At 60.4% G+C, this 16573-nt stretch carries 19 protein-coding genes; 5 read left to right on the forward strand and 14 right to left on the reverse strand.

The window, feature by feature from the left end; all coding sequences use genetic code 11:
• Positions 1-3 precede the first annotated feature (3 nt).
• Positions 4-414 carry a hypothetical protein gene (locus H9656_RS01790; RefSeq protein ID WP_119412212.1) on the reverse strand — a complete coding sequence of 137 codons (411 nt, stop codon included), beginning with the start codon at positions 412-414 and terminating at the stop codon, positions 4-6.
• Positions 415-1115: 701 nt separating this feature from the next.
• On the opposite strand from H9656_RS01790, the gene H9656_RS01795 reads away from it, so the two are divergent.
• Positions 1116-1421 (forward strand): hypothetical protein, encoded by a 306-nt coding sequence (locus H9656_RS01795; protein WP_191742573.1) that lies wholly within the window; start codon positions 1116-1118, stop codon positions 1419-1421.
• Between the two features lie 292 nt (positions 1422-1713).
• The gene (locus H9656_RS01800; RefSeq protein WP_191742574.1) at positions 1714-2280 is read left to right on the forward strand and encodes a recombinase family protein; all 567 of its coding nucleotides are present in this window, start codon (positions 1714-1716) and stop codon (positions 2278-2280) included.
• Positions 2281-2627: 347 nt separating this feature from the next.
• Here the strand turns inward: H9656_RS01800 and H9656_RS01805 are convergent, their stop codons facing one another.
• The 10 genes from H9656_RS01805 to H9656_RS01850 all read right to left on the reverse strand — a co-directional run bounded on the left by H9656_RS01805 (position 2628) and on the right by H9656_RS01850 (position 11828).
• Positions 2628-3026, reverse strand: a complete 399-nt coding sequence (locus H9656_RS01805) for a hypothetical protein (RefSeq protein ID WP_191742575.1) — start codon at positions 3024-3026, stop codon at positions 2628-2630.
• Positions 3027-3124: 98 nt separating this feature from the next.
• Positions 3125-4105: a hypothetical protein gene (locus tag H9656_RS01810; protein ID WP_191742576.1), complete on the reverse strand. Its 981-nt coding sequence runs from the start codon at positions 4103-4105 to the stop codon at positions 3125-3127.
• Positions 4105-4683 carry a hypothetical protein gene (locus tag H9656_RS01815; RefSeq protein ID WP_191742577.1) on the reverse strand — a complete coding sequence of 193 codons (579 nt, stop codon included), beginning with the start codon at positions 4681-4683 and terminating at the stop codon, positions 4105-4107. The genes H9656_RS01810 and H9656_RS01815 overlap by 1 nt, the downstream gene beginning before the upstream one ends.
• A gap of 8 nt (positions 4684-4691) precedes the next feature.
• Positions 4692-5213, reverse strand: coding sequence for a DnaT-like ssDNA-binding protein (locus H9656_RS01820; RefSeq protein WP_191742578.1), 522 nt, complete (start codon positions 5211-5213; stop codon positions 4692-4694).
• A gap of 165 nt (positions 5214-5378) precedes the next feature.
• Positions 5379-6287: a major capsid protein gene (locus tag H9656_RS01825; RefSeq protein WP_119412205.1), complete on the reverse strand. Its 909-nt coding sequence runs from the start codon at positions 6285-6287 to the stop codon at positions 5379-5381.
• 63 nt (positions 6288-6350) lie between these two features.
• Complete coding sequence (locus H9656_RS01830; RefSeq protein ID WP_191742579.1) at positions 6351-6713, reverse strand: hypothetical protein; 363 nt, start codon at positions 6711-6713, stop codon at positions 6351-6353.
• Between the two features lie 9 nt (positions 6714-6722).
• A complete protein-coding gene (locus tag H9656_RS01835; RefSeq protein ID WP_225212188.1) occupies positions 6723-8021 on the reverse strand; it encodes a hypothetical protein in 1299 nt (432 codons plus the stop codon).
• Between the two features lie 42 nt (positions 8022-8063).
• A complete protein-coding gene (locus H9656_RS01840; RefSeq protein ID WP_191742580.1) occupies positions 8064-9713 on the reverse strand; it encodes a terminase large subunit domain-containing protein in 1650 nt (549 codons plus the stop codon).
• 31 nt (positions 9714-9744) lie between these two features.
• Positions 9745-11499 (reverse strand): site-specific integrase, encoded by a 1755-nt coding sequence (locus H9656_RS01845; RefSeq protein WP_191742581.1) that lies wholly within the window; start codon positions 11497-11499, stop codon positions 9745-9747.
• Between the two features lie 89 nt (positions 11500-11588).
• Positions 11589-11828, reverse strand: coding sequence for a hypothetical protein (locus H9656_RS01850; RefSeq protein ID WP_191743806.1), 240 nt, complete (start codon positions 11826-11828; stop codon positions 11589-11591).
• A 198-nt stretch (positions 11829-12026) separates the two neighbouring features.
• Between H9656_RS01850 and H9656_RS01855 the strand changes: the two genes are divergently transcribed.
• Positions 12027-12332: an SCP2 sterol-binding domain-containing protein gene (locus tag H9656_RS01855; RefSeq protein ID WP_024354161.1), complete on the forward strand. Its 306-nt coding sequence runs from the start codon at positions 12027-12029 to the stop codon at positions 12330-12332.
• A 71-nt stretch (positions 12333-12403) separates the two neighbouring features.
• On the opposite strand, the gene H9656_RS01860 is transcribed toward H9656_RS01855, so the two are convergent.
• The gene (locus H9656_RS01860) at positions 12404-12604 is read right to left on the reverse strand and encodes a hypothetical protein (protein WP_191742582.1); all 201 of its coding nucleotides are present in this window, start codon (positions 12602-12604) and stop codon (positions 12404-12406) included.
• Positions 12605-12844: 240 nt separating this feature from the next.
• On the opposite strand from H9656_RS01860, the gene egtB reads away from it, so the two are divergent.
• The gene (egtB, locus tag H9656_RS01865) at positions 12845-15010 is read left to right on the forward strand and encodes an ergothioneine biosynthesis protein EgtB (RefSeq protein WP_191742583.1); all 2166 of its coding nucleotides are present in this window, start codon (positions 12845-12847) and stop codon (positions 15008-15010) included.
• A gap of 79 nt (positions 15011-15089) precedes the next feature.
• Here the strand turns inward: egtB and H9656_RS01870 are convergent, their stop codons facing one another.
• Entirely contained in the window at positions 15090-15323 is a 234-nt protein-coding gene (locus tag H9656_RS01870; protein WP_029673451.1) for a con-10 family general stress protein, read from the reverse strand.
• Positions 15324-15505: 182 nt separating this feature from the next.
• Here H9656_RS01870 and H9656_RS01875 point away from each other — a divergent pair, with 182 nt between their 5' ends.
• Entirely contained in the window at positions 15506-15802 is a 297-nt protein-coding gene (locus H9656_RS01875) for a hypothetical protein (RefSeq protein WP_191742584.1), read from the forward strand.
• 4 nt (positions 15803-15806) lie between these two features.
• Here the strand turns inward: H9656_RS01875 and H9656_RS01880 are convergent, their stop codons facing one another.
• Complete coding sequence (locus tag H9656_RS01880; protein WP_225212189.1) at positions 15807-16520, reverse strand: MBL fold metallo-hydrolase; 714 nt, start codon at positions 16518-16520, stop codon at positions 15807-15809.
• Between the last annotated feature and the right edge of the window lie 53 nt (positions 16521-16573).

The raw sequence follows: 16573 nt of genomic DNA on the forward strand, positions 1-16573 counted from the left end.
GCGTCAGTGAACCGTCGTGGAAAGAGGACCGGCGTGAACGCTTGCCGAGTCCAGGGCGGCAACAACGTCGATGGCGACGGGCCGCGTTACGGTTGCTGATTGATCATCCACGTGGATTTTGAAGTGACGACCGCCACGGCTCAAGCTGAGAGCCTTTGCGCTGTGCGTGGTGATCATCGCCAACGTCGGTTTTACGTCGCTGTCCACGGCTCGCTGAAGAGCGTCGGCAAGCTGGACGGCCTCAGCCTTGGTTAGGACGACGCCGCCAAACATCGGGTGCCAAAACAGCACCGCGCACTCATGCTCTAGATAAGTCGGCTTGATGCTGAACGGCGGCGGGACAAAAGCCCAGGTATCCCCACCCTCTTGCCGCTGTAGTTCGTCGCGGAGAACTAGGTAGAGCGTGTCGCTCATGCTCTCGCCCCGGATCGACGCCACCCGCTGGAGGAGGCGGTGGGTGGATGATTGTACACAAAGAAGCTTTCGCTTCTGGCCTGCGCTGTGAGTGCGCCTTTCTTCTGAAATGATGTTCATGATGACACTATTATATGTCACCGAGAATCAGGGGTAAACAGTAAAAGATGTAGGATGTCCAAGTATTTATCTAGCTTTATAGCAAGCTAGAAAACTAGATGAACGGCGTTTCGGGCAAAGGCTCTCATTGTCGCGGGGACTCGGCCCGGTTCACGCGCGTATGTGTTGTAGGGATGTGACTGTTTCCGCATCCCGGAGGGGGTGGGTGTCGAAATCATCTTGACACGCACCCCTCGTTCTTGTCACTTATGAATGAGCGGAGCGAATGAATAAGGGACAACGAAAGAAGTCTCTTATATATCTAATCTAGATTAGATAATTAAATAAGTTTCAGGACGGGGGTAGCGTGTCAAGAACCGCATCCGGATCCGCTCTGACAGATTTCGGCTCGCGCCCGGATACCCAAACCCAATCGTCCTTGATAAGGCTGCGCTTCCTTTAAATCGCCATTTGAGGAAGCGGATGGCCCTTGGAATTTCTGATGCGCGGCGTCGGCGTGAAGTTCGGCGCACGACGCTCGCAGCTACGGGTGATGGTGATCGGATGATTTTTACCTTGAACTCAGGCTGGATCAGGCAGGCATGAAGAAAGCTTGTTTGATTATCGCCGCGATTACCCTGTCTGGATGCGCAATGTCCGTGCCTGCGAAGCTGGAGCGCGGCGCTGTTCATATCGAACGCACCGGCAAGACACCCAAAGAATACGCCGACTGCATGGTTGCAATCGATCCGGCCTACAGTCGTGCGGAGCCTAAAGGTGAGGGTGGTTTCCGGATTTATAGGACCCTTCCTGGCACCTATGGTGACGTGATGGACGTTCTCCCTGAAGGGGAGGGGAGCCGAGTGGAGTATTACTCTCAAAACCCGTGGAAGCGGGCGTGCCTGTAGAAAACTATCGTGAGGCGTGCGGCTGTCGCTGATCGGAAGGGCGGCGTTTGTAATGACGAGCGGCCTCCCGAGCCGAAGTGGGGTGGTCCCGCCCTCTGCCCTCCGAAAAAAGGAGGTCGCTAGTTTTCTAGCAATCTATCCCGGCGCTGTTCGCCCTACGTGTTCCATTGAGGCTCGCCCTATCGGAACATCTGTCACCGTCTAGATTCATGTTCCACATACATTGTCTTTGACTTTTGGAACATGATGTTCCACATAGTCATGGAGATTGTGGAACTGAAAGGGTGTCGGAATGGCGAAGGCTCACGGTGCAGTCATTGGATATGCACGGACCTCGACCGCCGATCAGGTCGCGGGGCTGGACGCTCAGATTGCCGAACTGGAAAGCATCGGGTGTTCGCGCATCTTCAGCGAACAGGTGTCGAGCATCGATGCTGACCGGCCCCAGCTGAAAGCCGCCCTGGACTATCTCCGGGACGGGGACACGTTCATAGTGACGAGGCCGGATCGCTTGGCCCGAAATACCGGCGAGTTGCTGAATATCGTTGAGGGCTTGGACCAGCGCGGCGTGGTGGTTCGCATCCTCTCTATGGACATCAACACCTCTACGCCTACCGGGAAACTTCTCCTGACTTTCATGGCGGGCATCGCGACGTTTGAGCGTGAGCTAATGCTGGAACGCCAGCGGGCCGGGATCGCCGCTGCAAAAGCTGCGGGGAAGTACAAGGGGCGTCAGCCTACCGCCCGGAATAAGGCCGATCAGGTGTTGGCGTTGAAGGCTGAGGGCGTAGGCCCCAGCGAGATCGCCAAGCGGCTGGGGATCGGGCGCACGTCAGTTCATCGGATTCTGGCGGCATAACTTCCACCCCTTGTGGTGCGCGGTGACGCTTCCTATTTCGACATCATGGTCGAGGTTTCGGCCAACGGAATAGTCGGAGCGTGTAAGGGGTCACCAACCGGACTACAGGTAAAAAACCCCCGCAGCGTTGGCCTAACGCATCCCCCGACTACCCTAAGGGACCGGGACGCGAGGTAGAGGAGACAGAATCTTGATTCTGTTGTTCGCTATCGAAGCCAGCCAGCCGAACGGGGCGATGTTCCGCATGGCTTTGGGATGCAACCTGCATCCTCTGGCTTCGTGGATCGGCGCTCTCGCGCGGTTGTTCTGATAGGGAAGGCCGTCATGGAGACATGGCGGCCTTTCTCTTATCCGGTTCGGTACGTCGCATTGATCGCGTCGGCAAACGGGTCGCCGCCCTTCGATGCACCCTTGGTCACGTCTCGGCTCTTCGCCGCCATCCCGAGCTTGATCAGGACGCCGCCTAGCGCCTGTGCATTCCGCCGATAGTTCTCTTCATCGATTGCCTGACCGGCCATCAGGCGGGCCGTGTCGCGGTCGCATAGGAAGGCGAGGGTGGCGGCGTTCCGGAGAAGAATGCCTTCCGATGGCTTTGGCGTCCGCGCCAGCTGATCCATCAGGTCGCCAGCGGTGCGTTTGAATACCCTAGCGGCCTGACTGCGGCCATCGGCTTTCCCGCCGTCGATTTCCAAGGTGAAAAGGGCGGTGATGTCGCGGTGTTCATTGCTGCTTTCAAACGAGTTCATAATGTGCCCTCCTTTCAGGGCTTGGGTTTTGCTGGGCCGGCGATGAGGGTGGGGATGGAGCGCGCCCTGTTTGTGGAACTGATCCCTCCCGGATTGAATCACGCCCCTGCATTCGGCCTTCTGACATCGACCCTGCATCGGCAGTTTATCTCCAATGGCGGGTACAGAGCCGGGCCTAACGGCGTCTGGAAGGGTTCACCTACATCCACGCCATCGGCATTCATGGCTGGGACAAGGTGGTGGGTGTGACGTACCCGTTCATCCTCCCGAGTGCGCCAGAACCTCCGGGCATCGCGGGGAATTGAGCGGTTCGCCTTTCCCTGTCGGAAAGCCAGGTACTCTCCAAGGTGTACGGCGCGCGTGGCTTCCTGTCGGGCGATGACTGATTGCCGGTAGGAGGCCAAAGCTCTTGTGTGCCGAAGGAGCAATTTCTGGACGGTTGTTTCGTCCAGAGGTCCAGAGAACGCCTTTCTGAGCGCGGCGTGCTGGGCTGCGTTCAGATGGCTTTGTACGCGGTCGAGAATGGTTTTGGCGGCTTGTGGGGGGAGTTCGCCCTCGGGGAGGGCTGAGGCGGCCTGTAGGGCCTCCCTGACGGCCTTCCGCATATAAACGATGCTCTTCGCCTGATCCGGTGCGAGGGACAGTGCAGCTACCGCGCTCCGGGCGATTTCATGCGCGTTGAAGTTCAGGCGCTGCATCCTGCTAATGGTTTGGGTGGTGGCTTCATAGGCGCGGCGGGCGAGGGGTTCGACCACGTTGCGGCGAAGCTCGGCCATGAGTTGTTCGACTTCGCCATTAGGATTCACCCGCGAGCGATGACGTTGCGCGAAGCCTTTCATAGCGAACGCAATGCCGCCGATAAGAGCGTACAGAAGGCCGTTGTTAAGGTCGCTATCGATACCCTGATGAAGCCCTTCATCGAAGCTAAGGATAGCGGCGATCCTTACTTCGTCATGCGCTGCTATCGCATGTGCAAGCTGATCAATATCAATCTCTTCAGAGATTTTTTTAAAGATAAGGTGAAGGGTGTCTTCGAACTCAGCCGTCAGCCTTGCGATTAGGATGTCGAGATCGTCCATCATCGCCCCCCGAACCCAAATGGGCAGCGGCTAGGGCGCATTTTGGAATGGCTTGCTTCTTTGCCCGACAGCATGTCCGGACGAGCGAAGGAAGATATACCTGACCGGAGAGCAGTATGAAGAGGGGCACCGCTAAGCTCGATGCGCTGCGTCTCCATTTTGGAGGTGACTTCTGTTCGCGGAAACACCACGACAACGAGGCGGTGGACTGTTTGATGAGCCTTCTGGCGGGCGATGTTGATCGCATCATCCACTAAACTCATTTTAGGCGCGCAAATGATAATGGTGACTTCGCTGCCTATTTCCACGACATCGATTCTTACCCACCCTTCCCGAAGCAATAGGTTCGGGTAGGCCCAATAGAATTCTTTCTGTTCTCGATGACCAATGTATCGGGCGTCCCACCCGGCTTTAAAGTTGATATCGTCGTGCGTTAATCCGAGCAGCTCAGGATCGCTTTGGAACGCCTTGGAGTGGTGGACGCCCTCAGTGTTAACGAGAAGGCCGCGTTCAGCGTTGAACCACCACGGATTGCGAAGTTTACGTTGGTCGAGGCCAAGGCCGATAAGGGGTACCATGACGCCTCCTAAGCCTTCACCAGCGCCCACCCGGAACCTGCATTGAGGTAGGGCTGGATCAGCTGGCGGACGTGGCGGGGGAGGGAGTCGAGGCTGGGGGCGCGGAAAACGCCCTGGCTCTCGCCTACTGCGTAGCTGATCAGGAGTTCAGGTGAGATCGGCTGATCGGCCTGCTGAATCAGGTGGGCGGCGAGTAGCGCGGTAGCAGTTTGGATTGCGGCGGGGACGCCATGAACCGAAGCGCCCGTTTCCAGGCGGATGCCGACGCGGGGGAATGACTGAGGCTGTTCGCTGTCGGCGGGGCGGCCTTTCCACGGTTGTGCCGCGAGCATGGCGCTGGCATCGCGAAGGGCGGACTTGTCATCGCTTCGTTCCGGTTGACGCTCCGGATCATCGAAACAAGCCCGCCGATCGCTCTCTGCACGGGCCGTCCAAGCGCGACCGTGCAGGGTGTTGGCTAAGATGCTGTCGGCGGCCTCAAGGCTGACGAGGCTTTCAGCGGCGGTCAGATCGTCATTGTAATATTCCATGTTTGTACCCTTGGGGCGGGGACGGATCGCGCTGAGAAACCACGATCCGTCCCTGCTTGGCGTCGCGCGTTGGGAAGCGACGCCCTTGTGGGGGCGGCCCTCTGCCTTTGCTGAGTTAGAGGGCCGCCCGTCATCGCCGCCGTGACGGCGATGTCACTGGATCGGTCAGACGTTCGTCAGACCTTTGAGACGAGCGGCGCAGCGGCCAGACTTCAGGGCGATGCCCGAGTACCACTCGATGCGAGTCCGGAAGGCGGGCTTGGCGTCGATTTCGCCAAGGTCGCGCGCACCGATGGGCGCTGTCTGGATCCCGTGCAGGCCGTCGATGTCAAACCGAACGGCATAGGCCGAACAGGTGTTGTCGTTCGTGCCTTGGGTTTCATCGGCGGTCAGGATTTCCGTGCCGCGCGTATCCAGTTCGATAGGCAGGATCGGGACGCCGTTATGGGCGATGACCGGGCGACCGAAGTTGGGAACCATGATCGTTTCGGGCGTGGTGCCGCCCGATGCCCGCAACAGATTTCGATAGGCGCGGATAACGGACTTGCGGGCGAAAATCGCGGACGGCTGGCCCTGAACGGCGTCAACCAGTTCATCCAGCATTGCCATCGTGATCGCGCCGCCGTTCGCACCAGCCTCGATGATCTGGTCGCCGGTCAGGCGTTTTTTGATGCCGTCGAACTCTTTGGGGTTCGTGTCAGCGTCGCCTTCGAAGAAGGTGCGCAACCACTTCAGGGTCAGCGCCTTCGCCTTCAGGGCGTCATAGACGGCGCGGGTGTCGTTGCCGCCGACCTGTTGGGCGATCAGGGCGACATCGAAGTCAGAGTCGCCGCCGAGAATGGTCAGGCGCTCGGTCTGCGGATTAATGACGCCGGTGCTTTCCGAGTAGCCCTCATTATACGTTCGGAACTCGACGCCGGGCAGTTCTTCCTCGACGTTGTAGGTGTAGGCGTTACCGGCGATGCTCTGGAAGGGCATCAGGGCCAGGACCGGGTTTTCGCGGGCGAATACCTCGACAATGCCGGATTGCAGAGGGTTAGGGTTGAGCTTGCTCCATTCGGATTGAGTCAGCACGTTTGTTCACTTTGATCCTTTCTCCCGCCTTTGGCGGGGGTGGTTTGTTGAGACGCGGGACGGTCAGGCTTTGCCGTAACCGGCTGCGATGCGGGCGTGTGCCGGAAGGCCGGTGTAGTCGGTCGATGGCGTCGTCAGGGCGGGACGTTTGGTGTCAGTCTCCGGGACACGAGGCGCTTTTTGAGTCTTCAGGACAGCGTTGATCCGGGAGAAGATTTGATGCTCCCGCGATCCCGAGGTGGGGAGCTTCGCCCTTTCACCCTCCGGGATCATATCTTCGAGTTGGGTGATCAAATCGCCCAGGTCGTCGTCGGAGATTGCCGTTCTAGTAGCTTCGCGGAGGCTCTTCAGTTCGGCGTCCAAGCGGGCAATGTCGGCGGTCAGGTCGATCTGGTTGGCTGCGTTTTCCTTGATGTCGTCAGTCACAGTATTTCCTCAGAGGGCCAGAAGCAGTTCCTGGCTTTCTTGTTTGCAGGTGATGAGGGCGCGGTAGGCGTCCTCGCGGGTGGCGTAGCCGTCCGGGTTGAGCGCCATCAGAGCATCGACCGGGGAAGACACGCCAAGCTCGGCGCGCTCTTTCAGATTGGCGAGAACTTCGGCCTCGGTGAGATTGTCCTGAAGCTCGGCAAAGTCAGCCCGAACCGTCGCGCCCTCGGGAATCATTCCGGGGCGGTGGGTGTTGACGACGCGCTTGATCGTTTCAAAAAGACGGCGCTCAAAGCCTCGCCATAGGGCGATGTCATCAAGGCGGGCTTCCTTCAGGTCGATACGTTGAGCTTCGCGGGCTGAACCGGATTCAGCCGTTTTGGACAGGTCCAGAACATCGGCGGTGCAATCGTTAGTCGCCGCCGTCGAGCGCATCAGAAACTCTAGCGCTTCGAGGATATCGGGAATGGGCGTGTTGGGGGCCGCGTAGGAAAACTCGCCATCCTTCGGAAGCAGGATCACCTTGTCGGGGCCGGTGGCGATTGGGTCGCCGATAGGAAGTCCCTTCGCGACAGCTTGGCCGTGGCTTTGCAGTTCGACCGCTCGCCACAGGTTCGTCAGGCCGACGTTGAGGGCTTTCTGTGCGCCAATGAGATCGTCGCCGCCCGGAAGGAAGAAATCGGCGTCGGGCAGACGGTCGAACAACGGGACAAAGGGTAGGACACCGTAAGGGTTCTGGTCGCCCGCATTGCCGGGGTTTGGCAACTTGTGGCCGTTGGCGTTGCGACGAACGAAGCCGTTCGCGGTCCAGTCTGAATAGGTCGTGTGCGCTGGGTTGTGGGCCGCGTGGGTCACGACAATCCGGGTGGGGTGCTCCGGGTCGTCCCATTCCGCATCGAGGATGTTCGGGGTCAGAACGCGGACCTGGAGGCCATGCGGTTCGGTCCAAACAACCTGTAGTGCGGTCGTTTTGTGCAACTTGGTCAGCTTGGACGCTCGCTTCATAACGGCGTCGATGTTGGCGTCCTGATAGAGGGTAGAGGCCGCCCTCTGATCCCAGCCTTCAAACGTGCGGACAGGCGGTGTCTGATAGGCCGTAGCGCGACGGCTTACGATCTTTTTGACGATGTTCACGTTAAAGACCCGGAATGACTCCGGGTTGGCGAAACGCTGCCTAATCAGGGCTAGGGTGGTTTCGTCCTGTTTGTCGTCAAAGAATGCTAAAGCTTCGGCGGCGCGAAGTTTTCGCGGCTCCGAGTTTCTAACCAAATCTAAGAACGACTTCCTTTCGTCGCTAAATCCCAGCATGAGATAAGTATATCACTATATGTTGCTATTGCGCAACACGATTTAGCGAGCAATCGTATGACTTCCTGTATTTAGCTTCTCGCTTATGAAGACTTCTACAGAGAGGTTATTGCGAGGGCTGCGCTCGGCGTATTGGTCGAACAGGTCGAACGCTTTTCTCATCGAGCGGCAGGAACCGGCGCATAGCGGGATCAACGCACCGCCGTTGAGCGCGCACATGGTCCGCGCTGCGGTGGTGTCGGTGCATCGGACACCGGGTAGCTCATAAGGGTTGAGAGTTATTTCCCGCGTCGCGAACATCGCCCAGGCGAGGGAGTAAACATGGTCATCATGCTTCCCGCGAGGATGGCCGAACTTCGGGATGGCTTCGTTTCCGACTGTCTCTTTGCCATCGTCGGTGATTTCGAAGCACTTCAGCTCTTCGATGAGGCGGGTGAAGCGTGGATCGATGTGAAGACGTCCTTCGGCGGCGGCGGTCGCTAACAGTGTGAACGCTTGGTACTGCACCTTTCGGCTGGGCGTGATCAGTTCCGTCCCATCCGCGAAAGCCTCTGCCTGCGCCCAATCATAAACGTCCTGCGCGCCGTAGGTTTCGAGGCCGCAGCGAGTCATCCCCCAATCGCGGTGATAGCGCTTCAGGTTGGCTTTGATGCCCGCCAAGCGCGAGAACATCACCACATCCGAGTCCAGCACGAAATAATGCTCTTCGTCGTCCACTACGGTCATTATGACAGCCGTCGTTACGGTTGCGTCGCCATGTTTCGATCCGCCGAAAGCTCGGTCTAACCCGCCGCTCACGACATAGCTCGCGCCCCCCGCCAAAGCCTTGGGGTCGGGAAGGTAGCTGTTCGCTGTACAGAGGGCGAGCGCGTCGCTGGCGATCAGGAGGCTGGACGCATCGCCCCAGCGGTTGAAGTGGAACAATGCGAAGCGCTGGGGAAGCATCCGACGCGACGCGGCCCGCAGCCTTGCGCGATCAATCCACGGTGGGCTGTTGGCGCAAGCGTCGTCCAGGTCGCTATATTGAATGTGCGAGAAGAACAGGCTGGGGTCATCCCCGGCGAGGTGGGATTGGTAGAGCGCATAGAGCGGCGACGACATCGGTCCCACGGTCGAGTCGATCAGCAACATCGAGCCCTCGGTGTCGATCAGAGAGCCAGTCAGGGCTTCAAGTACGCCATCGCTCTTTGCAGCATGAAGCTCGCTGATTTGCGCCGCCGTCAGCTTTTTCCCCCACAAAGCGGAGGGGTTAGCGCTGAAGGCTTGGATCACAGATGATGTGGCCGGAAAACGGATGGCGTCCATGCCCACGTCGATGCTTCCCGCGTCCGTCAGCCGTTTTAGAAAGGGTGTGTTTTCGAAGGCGTCCCGCAACATCCGAAAGGCGGTATCGACCACCTGCTTTTCGGAGTTCGCGACGATGGCTACGTTTTCGGTGCGGCGCGTGAGAAAACGCCACAGGATGATCATGATGCTTGTGGCGGTTTTTCCGTGGCGTCGCGGCCATGAGAAGACGACGGTCGAGAAGTCGCCGTCTAGTGCCTGAACGATCTCGGATCGCTCCCGAGGGCCGGGGACGAAGGGGGTGAAGCCACCCTTGGAGCATCGAACTACAGGCTTTACGTCTTCGAGGAAGTTGAAGAAGCCGTCAGAGCCGCCTTTCCATCGCTCAACCATATCAGAGAAAGTCATGTGATAATAATATCACATAACGTCTATCTAATCAGCTAGATTTTAGGTGGTCGAGATCAAGTTTATCGAAACTAACTCGGCTAATCGCCTTGTAAGTATGTTCGATGTCCATTCGACCAAGGTAATGCTCATCCATCCCTGACTGAGCATGGCCGAGAATTTGGTTTTGATACTGCGTGGGTACTCCGCAGATAGCCATCTGCGTCTTCCATGTATGCCGGAAGCTGTAGAGTGTAGGCTTCGGGCGGCGCATGGTGATCGCAGGAATCTGCTTCTCATTCAGACTCCTGATCCACGAGGCTGATGAGTAGAGCTTGCGTCCGTCCCCTGAGAGTTTCCATCCTGGGAACAAGCGCTCATCGCCAGCATCTTTGCGGCGCTGCACGTAGCTCAGGAAACCCAGGTCGATAAGTTGGGGATGGATTGGAATGTTTCGACGGGCGTTTTCGGTTTTGTGAGATACCACGAAGTCGCGTTCGTCCTCGGGGTCTTCAGGATCGTATTCGGTCAGGATTGAAATGTAGGGATGCGGCCCGTCGCTTTTGATATCTGCGACGGCCAGCTGGGCTACTTCGCTTGGACGAGCCCCGGAGAAAAGCAAAACTAGCGGAGCCCACTTCCTGTGATCGTCAAACGTGTATTTGCCGGGGGTGTTAGGGCGCTGCTCCGATAGGCATCCGGTGAAGAGTGGTAGGCGGAAGAAGGCATTTAGCTCCGCGACGGTGAATGGGTTCCGCGTTCGCTTCCCTTTCGCCTTGGTCGCCCCGCTGATCCGAATGCCGGTGCACGGGTTCGTCGCGATCGCCTCTAGCTCTAGCGCATGGTTAAAGACCCACCGGATGATTGAGAAATAGCCGTCTCGCGCCGTGTTCGGAGATATGGAGCGGTAAGGCGTCTCACGCGCGTCATTCGCTTTGATTGCGTCTTTCAACGAAAGGTCCGGGAAGCGCATAGCCATCCGGTCCGGCATAAACTGAATATCGTTCATGAAGTCCCGGACCTTACGGCGATCGATTTTGTAGATCGGCACTGCACCTACGTAGTCATCGAATAGCTTGGCGACAGTCGTGACCTTGTGTTCCCAGCTGTCTCCCTTGGGGTGCTGGCGCATGGCTGCCTGAGCCAGTTTTTTGAACGTCCAGTGCGCTTCTTTGCGTAGGGGGATTGCGGAGCCCGATGGGCTGGCATGGGCGAAGGCGGGCATAGTCGGTACTGCTTTGCCGCTGGCGAAATCAACGCGCGCGCCTATCGCTCCAACCTCGGCGTCGAACAGTGCGCCCGCAATCCTGTTGAGGTTCGTTTCGTCGGCGCTGAGGCCGAACTCTCTAGCTTTAGCCTCAGCTTCGATTTGAAGCACAGGGGCAAGCTCACGTCTTAGGTGTTCGCGCGTGTTTAGCCCGCCGATTGGATCATTGAGCGCGCTTACCTGCTGAGCGGCCCACTCGTCCTTTTCTTGTCGCACATCGTCCGGGTCAGACAGGCGGTCTCTCTGAGTGGCTGTCATGCTGCGTTCAAAGGCGGATTTCGCTATGTGAGCGAGAAGCGCCGGGGTCAGGGCTGTGCGCTCCGCAGCTTCGTCGGTAGCGGGATGCTCGACGTGAAAAAGCTCGTCTAGCTTCCGCAATGCCACCTGTTGTCGGGCCTCAACCAATGTCCTGACGCCCAGCGACACTTGAAACGTATCGCGCCCTCTAAAAACCGGGTTTGAACGAAGGTCAGCGGGGACGCGACGCCGGTAGTTATAGACGCCGTTACGAAGGATCAGATGGGAGGGTACGCGAGCCATTTCGCGAAGAATTGTGTGACAAATTGTGTGACAGCGCAATCGCAAAAGCCACGGTAAACAAAAAGCTTTTTACAACAGGCCTAAAGATGTCACACAGCGGAGTATCCCTCCGTCTCCGCCAGACCTTCCCCCTCAAGAATGACGAAATCAGCTGCGGCCGTCTTTGGGGCGGCGGTCTTGGAGTCGGCGGGGCGGCGCACAGGTACGCCGTGCTGGCGCAGGATGCGCCGGGCGACTTCGGGCGCGCCGACCATGGGCAGCGGTTGCCCAAAATGCTCGCGCCATAGTTTGTCGAGGCGAACTTCTTCGGAAGTAAGCAGGCGACCCATCGGCGTATCCTCATCAAGCATAGCCGCACTTGTAAGCGGTTCGAGCCGGGGCGAACGCAAACTCATGTAACGCCGGGGCATGAGGCGAGCAGGGGCGGGACCGAATAAATCGAGGCTCTGCTTCCCTAAGGTGATCTTGGCGCCGCGCGGCGCGCGGGTTAGGCGTGAGCCTCAACCTTCTCAACGGGAGAGACGCACATGGCCGATCTGGCCCTCGCCACCGACAAGATCCGCGCCGCCGTCGGCGAAAACTCGGGTCTGGGCAAGACCGTGAAGCTGGACTTCGGCGATGACGGCAAGATCTTCATCGACGGCGCTTCGGCTCCGAACACCGTCAGCAACGACGACAAGCCGGCTGACGCCACCGTCTCGATCAAGTGGGATGACTTTGTCGCCTTGGCGGAAGGTCGCCTCGACCCGATGATGGCCTTCATGCAGGGCAAGCTGAAGATCGCCGGCGACATGATGATCGCCCAGAAGCTGGCGCCGCTGCTCAAGGGCTGATGGCGGGCTCAGGCCTGATGTGCAACGGCGCGGCTCCGAGGGGGCCGCGCCGTTTTCATTTGGCTTGGTTTTTATGCCTGCTTGTCAGGCGGGGGCTTGTGGTGGTGGTGCACCGACGGTGAGCTGAAGTCGCCATCGACGATGTCGCCCAGATAGAGGTTCGAGCTGGATTTCCTGGGCGGGGCGGGCGGGCGTCCAAACAGCCAGTCCATGATCCCGCGCTTGCCCGCGCGGGGATGTTCGGGGGACGGGGGGTGTTGCGGAGTCATCATGACGGACTCTCCTGTGGCCATAAATTAAAACCCTTCTGGAGAGGCGCTGTTCCTCCGGCGCCGCTGTCCTGCTGGGCATTATTTTGTAGGCCAAGGCCGCCTTCCTACTGAGGCCGGCCGCAACGTTCAGAGGCGGAATAAGACGGGGCCGGCCATCCGGCAGGGGGAACCGCCCGTGCATCGCCCGCATTTCAACCAGGTGGCGAGCAGCGACATCAAAGATGGGGGCGAGGCGGCTTCATGGGCAGCATGCAGCAGACGACGGCCGCCGCTGTCGGCGATCTGGAACGTTATCAGCAGACGCGCAGCGTATTGCCGGCACTCGCTGCATCTCTGACGGATGAGGACCTTCAGGCTCAGTCGATGGCTGAGGCCAGTCCTGGCAAATGGCATCTCGGCCATGTGAGCTGGTTCTTCGAGACAATGCTGCTGCACGGGCCCGGCTATCAGCCGATCAATCCGCAGCTGGGGCGGGTATTCAACTCCTATTACGAAGCTTTGGGCGAGCGGATCGCTCGTTCTGACCGCGGGCTGATCACACGTCCCTCCCGGGCCGAAGTGATGGCTTACCGGGAAGAGGTCGATCGGCGAATGGGGGCGCGACTCGCCGACGCCTCGGCGCCGTTTGGTGAGCTGGAGCGATATCTCTTTGAGCTGGGCCTGAACCACGAGCAACAGCATCAGGAGCTCTTCCTGATGGATATCCTGCACCTGATGTCGCACTCGCCGCTGGACCCGGCCGCCTATGAACAGGAGCCACGCTTCGCGACCTTGCAGGCTCCACGTGGCGGATGGCAGGCCTTTGAGGGCGGGCTGGTCGAGATCGGCGACGCCGCCGAGAGTTTCGCTTTCGACAATGAGCGGCCCGCTCACCGTGTATGGCTGGAACCATTCGATCTGGCCGCCGACCTGACCACCAATGGCGAATGGCTGGCCTTCATGGACGATGGCGGCTACGCGCGGCCCGATCTCTGGCTGAGCGACGGCTGGGCGACGGTTCAGGACCGAGGCTGGACCGCGCCTCTTTACTGGAGGCGCGAGCAAGACGGCGGATGGACGGTGATGACGCTGGCGGGCCGCCGGCCGGTCGATCCGTCGGCGCCGGTGCGTCACGTTAGCTTCTATGAGGCGGACGCTTTCGCGCGGTGGTCCGGGCGACGGCTGCCGACCGAGGCGGAGTGGGAGCATGCGGCCTGCAGCCGTCCCGAGGCCTTTTCCAACCTGGAGACAGAGGTGTGGCAATGGACCGCCACCGCCTATGGGCCTTACCCCGGTTTTCGGCCGACCGAGGGGACCGCGGCTGAGTACAACGGCAAGTTCATGGCCAATCAGATGGTGCTGCGTGGCGGCGCCTTCGCCACGGCGCCGGGCCACGCGCGGCCGACCTATCGCAACTTCTTTTACCCAGACCAGCGGTGGGCCTTCACCGGCGTGCGGCTGGCATCTGATTCTCGCGTGGCGACGCGGCGCGGCGAGGGGGACGACGAGCATGAAGCGTTTCGTCGCGATCTGGTCGCAGGCCTGGCGGCGCGTCCCAAGAGTCTGCCGCCCAAATGGTTCTATGATGCGCGAGGGTCGGACCTTTTCGAGGCGATCACGCGCCTGCCCGAATACTATCCAACCCGCCAGGAGGCGGCGCTGCTGCGGCGCGTCGCTCCGCAGTGGGCGGGGCGGTTCGGCGCCGGCGCCGTCCTGGTCGAACTCGGCTCGGGCGCCAGCGAGAAGACCCGGATCGTGCTGGACGCCGCCCCAGATCTAGCGGCCTACATCCCGATCGACATCAGCCCCACGGCGCTGGAGGATGCGGCCGCGCGATTGAGGCAGGCCTATCCCGCGCTGAAGGTTCTGCCGCTTGTCGGCGATTTCGAGCATCTCGGCGTCCTGCCGCCCGAAGCCGGCCTGGGGCGGCGCGTCGGCTTTTTCCCAGGCTCGACCATAGGCAATCTGACGCCTGAAACCGCCGAGCGCCTGCTGCGCGGCGCGCGCGACATGCTGGGGCCGGACGCCCAGTTCATCCTGGGCGTAGATCTGATCAAGGAGCCGTCTATCCTCGTCCCCGCCTATGATGATGCGCAAGGCGTGACCGCCCGCTTCAACCTAAACGTACTGGCGCGGGCCAACCGCGATCTAGGAACAGACTTTGACCTGGACGGCTTCGCCCATCGGGCGGTGTGGAACGAGGCCGAGGCGCGCATGGAGATGCATCTGGAGGCGCTGCGTCCCATGACGGTGCGACTGGACAAGCTGGTCTTCCGCTTTGCTCAGGGCGAAACGATTCACACCGAAAGCTCGCGCAAGTTCGATGAAGCTCGAGTGCGGGCCCTAGCTGAGGCGGCGGGCTGGCGCGTCGAAGCGTTTGAGGTCAGCGATGCGCCTCGCGTGGCTCTGGCGCTGCTGGCCAGCTAGTCACGGGGCGCGACGAGCACAAAGAAAAACGGCGAGGTTTCCCGCGCCGTCGTTTGAGTTCTGAACCTTTATCGTTGAATCAGCGCTTCGGCGTCGCCGGATCCTGAGCGGCTTTGTTGCGGGCCCCATGAGAGGCTTCGCCGCCCTTCCGCCCAGCTTGGGCTGCTAGGGAGCGATCCTGAGAGAAGCTGCGCTTCTCGCTGGGGACGCTGGCGCCGCCCTTGCGGGCGATTTCGCGCTGACGTTCCGGGTCCATGGAGGCGAAGCCTCGCTTGGAAACACCGGAGCCGCGAGTGGGCTGACCTTCGGCCATTTCGGATGTTCCTTTCGTAGACGGTGGCGCTTGCGAGAGAGAACCCGACCCCGGCGCGGAGGTTCCGCGAAAGGTTTAAAACCCCGTTCGACGGCGAGCGGACGCACACCGAGGTCAAAGGAACCCTGCGGATTCCGGCGGGTTCATCGAAGCTCGGAGTGCAGCATTCAGGAGCTCAGTTCATGTCCATGTCCAACGACCCTCTAGCCAATACCGACGGCGCGCCCTCGCCGGAGGACATCACTGAAGAGCGTTCAACTCTTGGCGATCGTCTTCAGGGAACCGCCGACGAGATTCTGGCCGCAGGCGCACGGCCGCGGCCCCTGCGTCAGGCTGTGCGGGAGGACGCGACGGAGGTGCGAGAGTGGGCGCGCCGCCACGGTGCGGAGGCTTGCGATGCGATTCGCGACGAACCGATGCGCATGACGCTCTATGCGCTCGGGATCGGCGTTCTGATCGGCCTCCTGGCCGCGCGATAGGCGGTCAGGCTGGGCCGGATGCAGGCCGCGCCATCGGCGCCGCCTGCATCGCCCGGTCGGACACAAACGGATTGCTGCGCCGCTCGGCCCCGAAGGTTGAATGCGGCCCGTGGCCCGGGACGAAGGTCACGTCGTCGCCGAGGGGCCACAGCTTGGTGGTGATGGCCGTCAGCAGGGCCTGGTGATCACTGCGCGGGAAATCAGTGCGCCCGACCGAACCCTGGAACAGGACGTCGCCGACCTGGGCGAAGCGGGCCTGACGGTTGAAGAAGATCACATGGCCGGGCGTGTGGCCGGGACAGTGGAAGACTTCCCAGGTCGTTTCCCCCAGCGTCAGCACGTCGCCGTCGGCCAGCCAGCACGTAGGGGTGAAGGTCCGGGCCTCGGGCAGGCCGTATTTCTGTCCCTGGGTGGGAATTAGGTCGATCCAGAACTGGTCCTCAAGGTGCGGGCCGACGATGTCGAGGCCGGTCTTCTCCTGCATTTCGGCGGCGGCGCCGGCGTGGTCCAGGTGGCCGTGGGTGATCCAGATGGCGTCAAGCGTCAGTCCGCGGCGCGCAACCTCGCCCAGAATGGCGTCGACCGAGCCGCCGGGATCGATGACGGCGGCCTTCTTCGTCTGCGTGCACCAGACGGTGGTGCAGTTCTGCTGAAGCGGGGTGACGGGCGTGACGAAGACGCCGATGGGGGCTGCTGAAGCGGCTGACGACTGGCTCATGCGTCATCAGATAGCGGCCCGATGACCACAAAGGAACCGCGTTGCGTTGACGT

This window comes from Brevundimonas guildfordensis (genome assembly GCF_014836405.1).
GTDB classification, from domain to species: Bacteria; Pseudomonadota; Alphaproteobacteria; order Caulobacterales; family Caulobacteraceae; genus Brevundimonas; species Brevundimonas guildfordensis.

Excerpts from the sequence above, each read along its gene's own strand:
- egtB (WP_191742583.1), top strand. The coding sequence starts at position 12,845 with ATGGGCAGCATGCAGCAGACGACGGCCGCCGCTGTCGGCGATCTGGAA.
- H9656_RS01850 (WP_191743806.1), bottom strand. The coding sequence starts at position 11,828 with ATGGGTCGCCTGCTTACTTCCGAAGAAGTTCGCCTCGACAAACTATGG.
- H9656_RS01835 (WP_225212188.1), bottom strand. The coding sequence starts at position 8,021 with ATGCTGGGATTTAGCGACGAAAGGAAGTCGTTCTTAGATTTGGTTAGA.
- H9656_RS01805 (WP_191742575.1), bottom strand. The coding sequence starts at position 3,026 with ATGAACTCGTTTGAAAGCAGCAATGAACACCGCGACATCACCGCCCTT.
- H9656_RS01810 (WP_191742576.1), bottom strand. The coding sequence starts at position 4,105 with ATGGACGATCTCGACATCCTAATCGCAAGGCTGACGGCTGAGTTCGAA.
- H9656_RS01795 (WP_191742573.1), top strand. The coding sequence starts at position 1,116 with ATGAAGAAAGCTTGTTTGATTATCGCCGCGATTACCCTGTCTGGATGC.
- H9656_RS01815 (WP_191742577.1), bottom strand. The coding sequence starts at position 4,683 with ATGGTACCCCTTATCGGCCTTGGCCTCGACCAACGTAAACTTCGCAAT.
- H9656_RS01880 (WP_225212189.1), bottom strand. The coding sequence starts at position 16,520 with ATGAGCCAGTCGTCAGCCGCTTCAGCAGCCCCCATCGGCGTCTTCGTC.
- H9656_RS01800 (WP_191742574.1), top strand. The coding sequence starts at position 1,714 with ATGGCGAAGGCTCACGGTGCAGTCATTGGATATGCACGGACCTCGACC.
- H9656_RS01820 (WP_191742578.1), bottom strand. The coding sequence starts at position 5,213 with ATGGAATATTACAATGACGATCTGACCGCCGCTGAAAGCCTCGTCAGC.
- H9656_RS01845 (WP_191742581.1), bottom strand. The coding sequence starts at position 11,499 with ATGGCTCGCGTACCCTCCCATCTGATCCTTCGTAACGGCGTCTATAAC.
- H9656_RS01790 (WP_119412212.1), bottom strand. The coding sequence starts at position 414 with ATGAGCGACACGCTCTACCTAGTTCTCCGCGACGAACTACAGCGGCAA.
- H9656_RS01860 (WP_191742582.1), bottom strand. The coding sequence starts at position 12,604 with ATGATGACTCCGCAACACCCCCCGTCCCCCGAACATCCCCGCGCGGGC.
- H9656_RS01870 (WP_029673451.1), bottom strand. The coding sequence starts at position 15,323 with ATGGCCGAAGGTCAGCCCACTCGCGGCTCCGGTGTTTCCAAGCGAGGC.
- H9656_RS01855 (WP_024354161.1), top strand. The coding sequence starts at position 12,027 with ATGGCCGATCTGGCCCTCGCCACCGACAAGATCCGCGCCGCCGTCGGC.
- H9656_RS01875 (WP_191742584.1), top strand. The coding sequence starts at position 15,506 with ATGTCCATGTCCAACGACCCTCTAGCCAATACCGACGGCGCGCCCTCG.
- H9656_RS01840 (WP_191742580.1), bottom strand. The coding sequence starts at position 9,713 with ATGACTTTCTCTGATATGGTTGAGCGATGGAAAGGCGGCTCTGACGGC.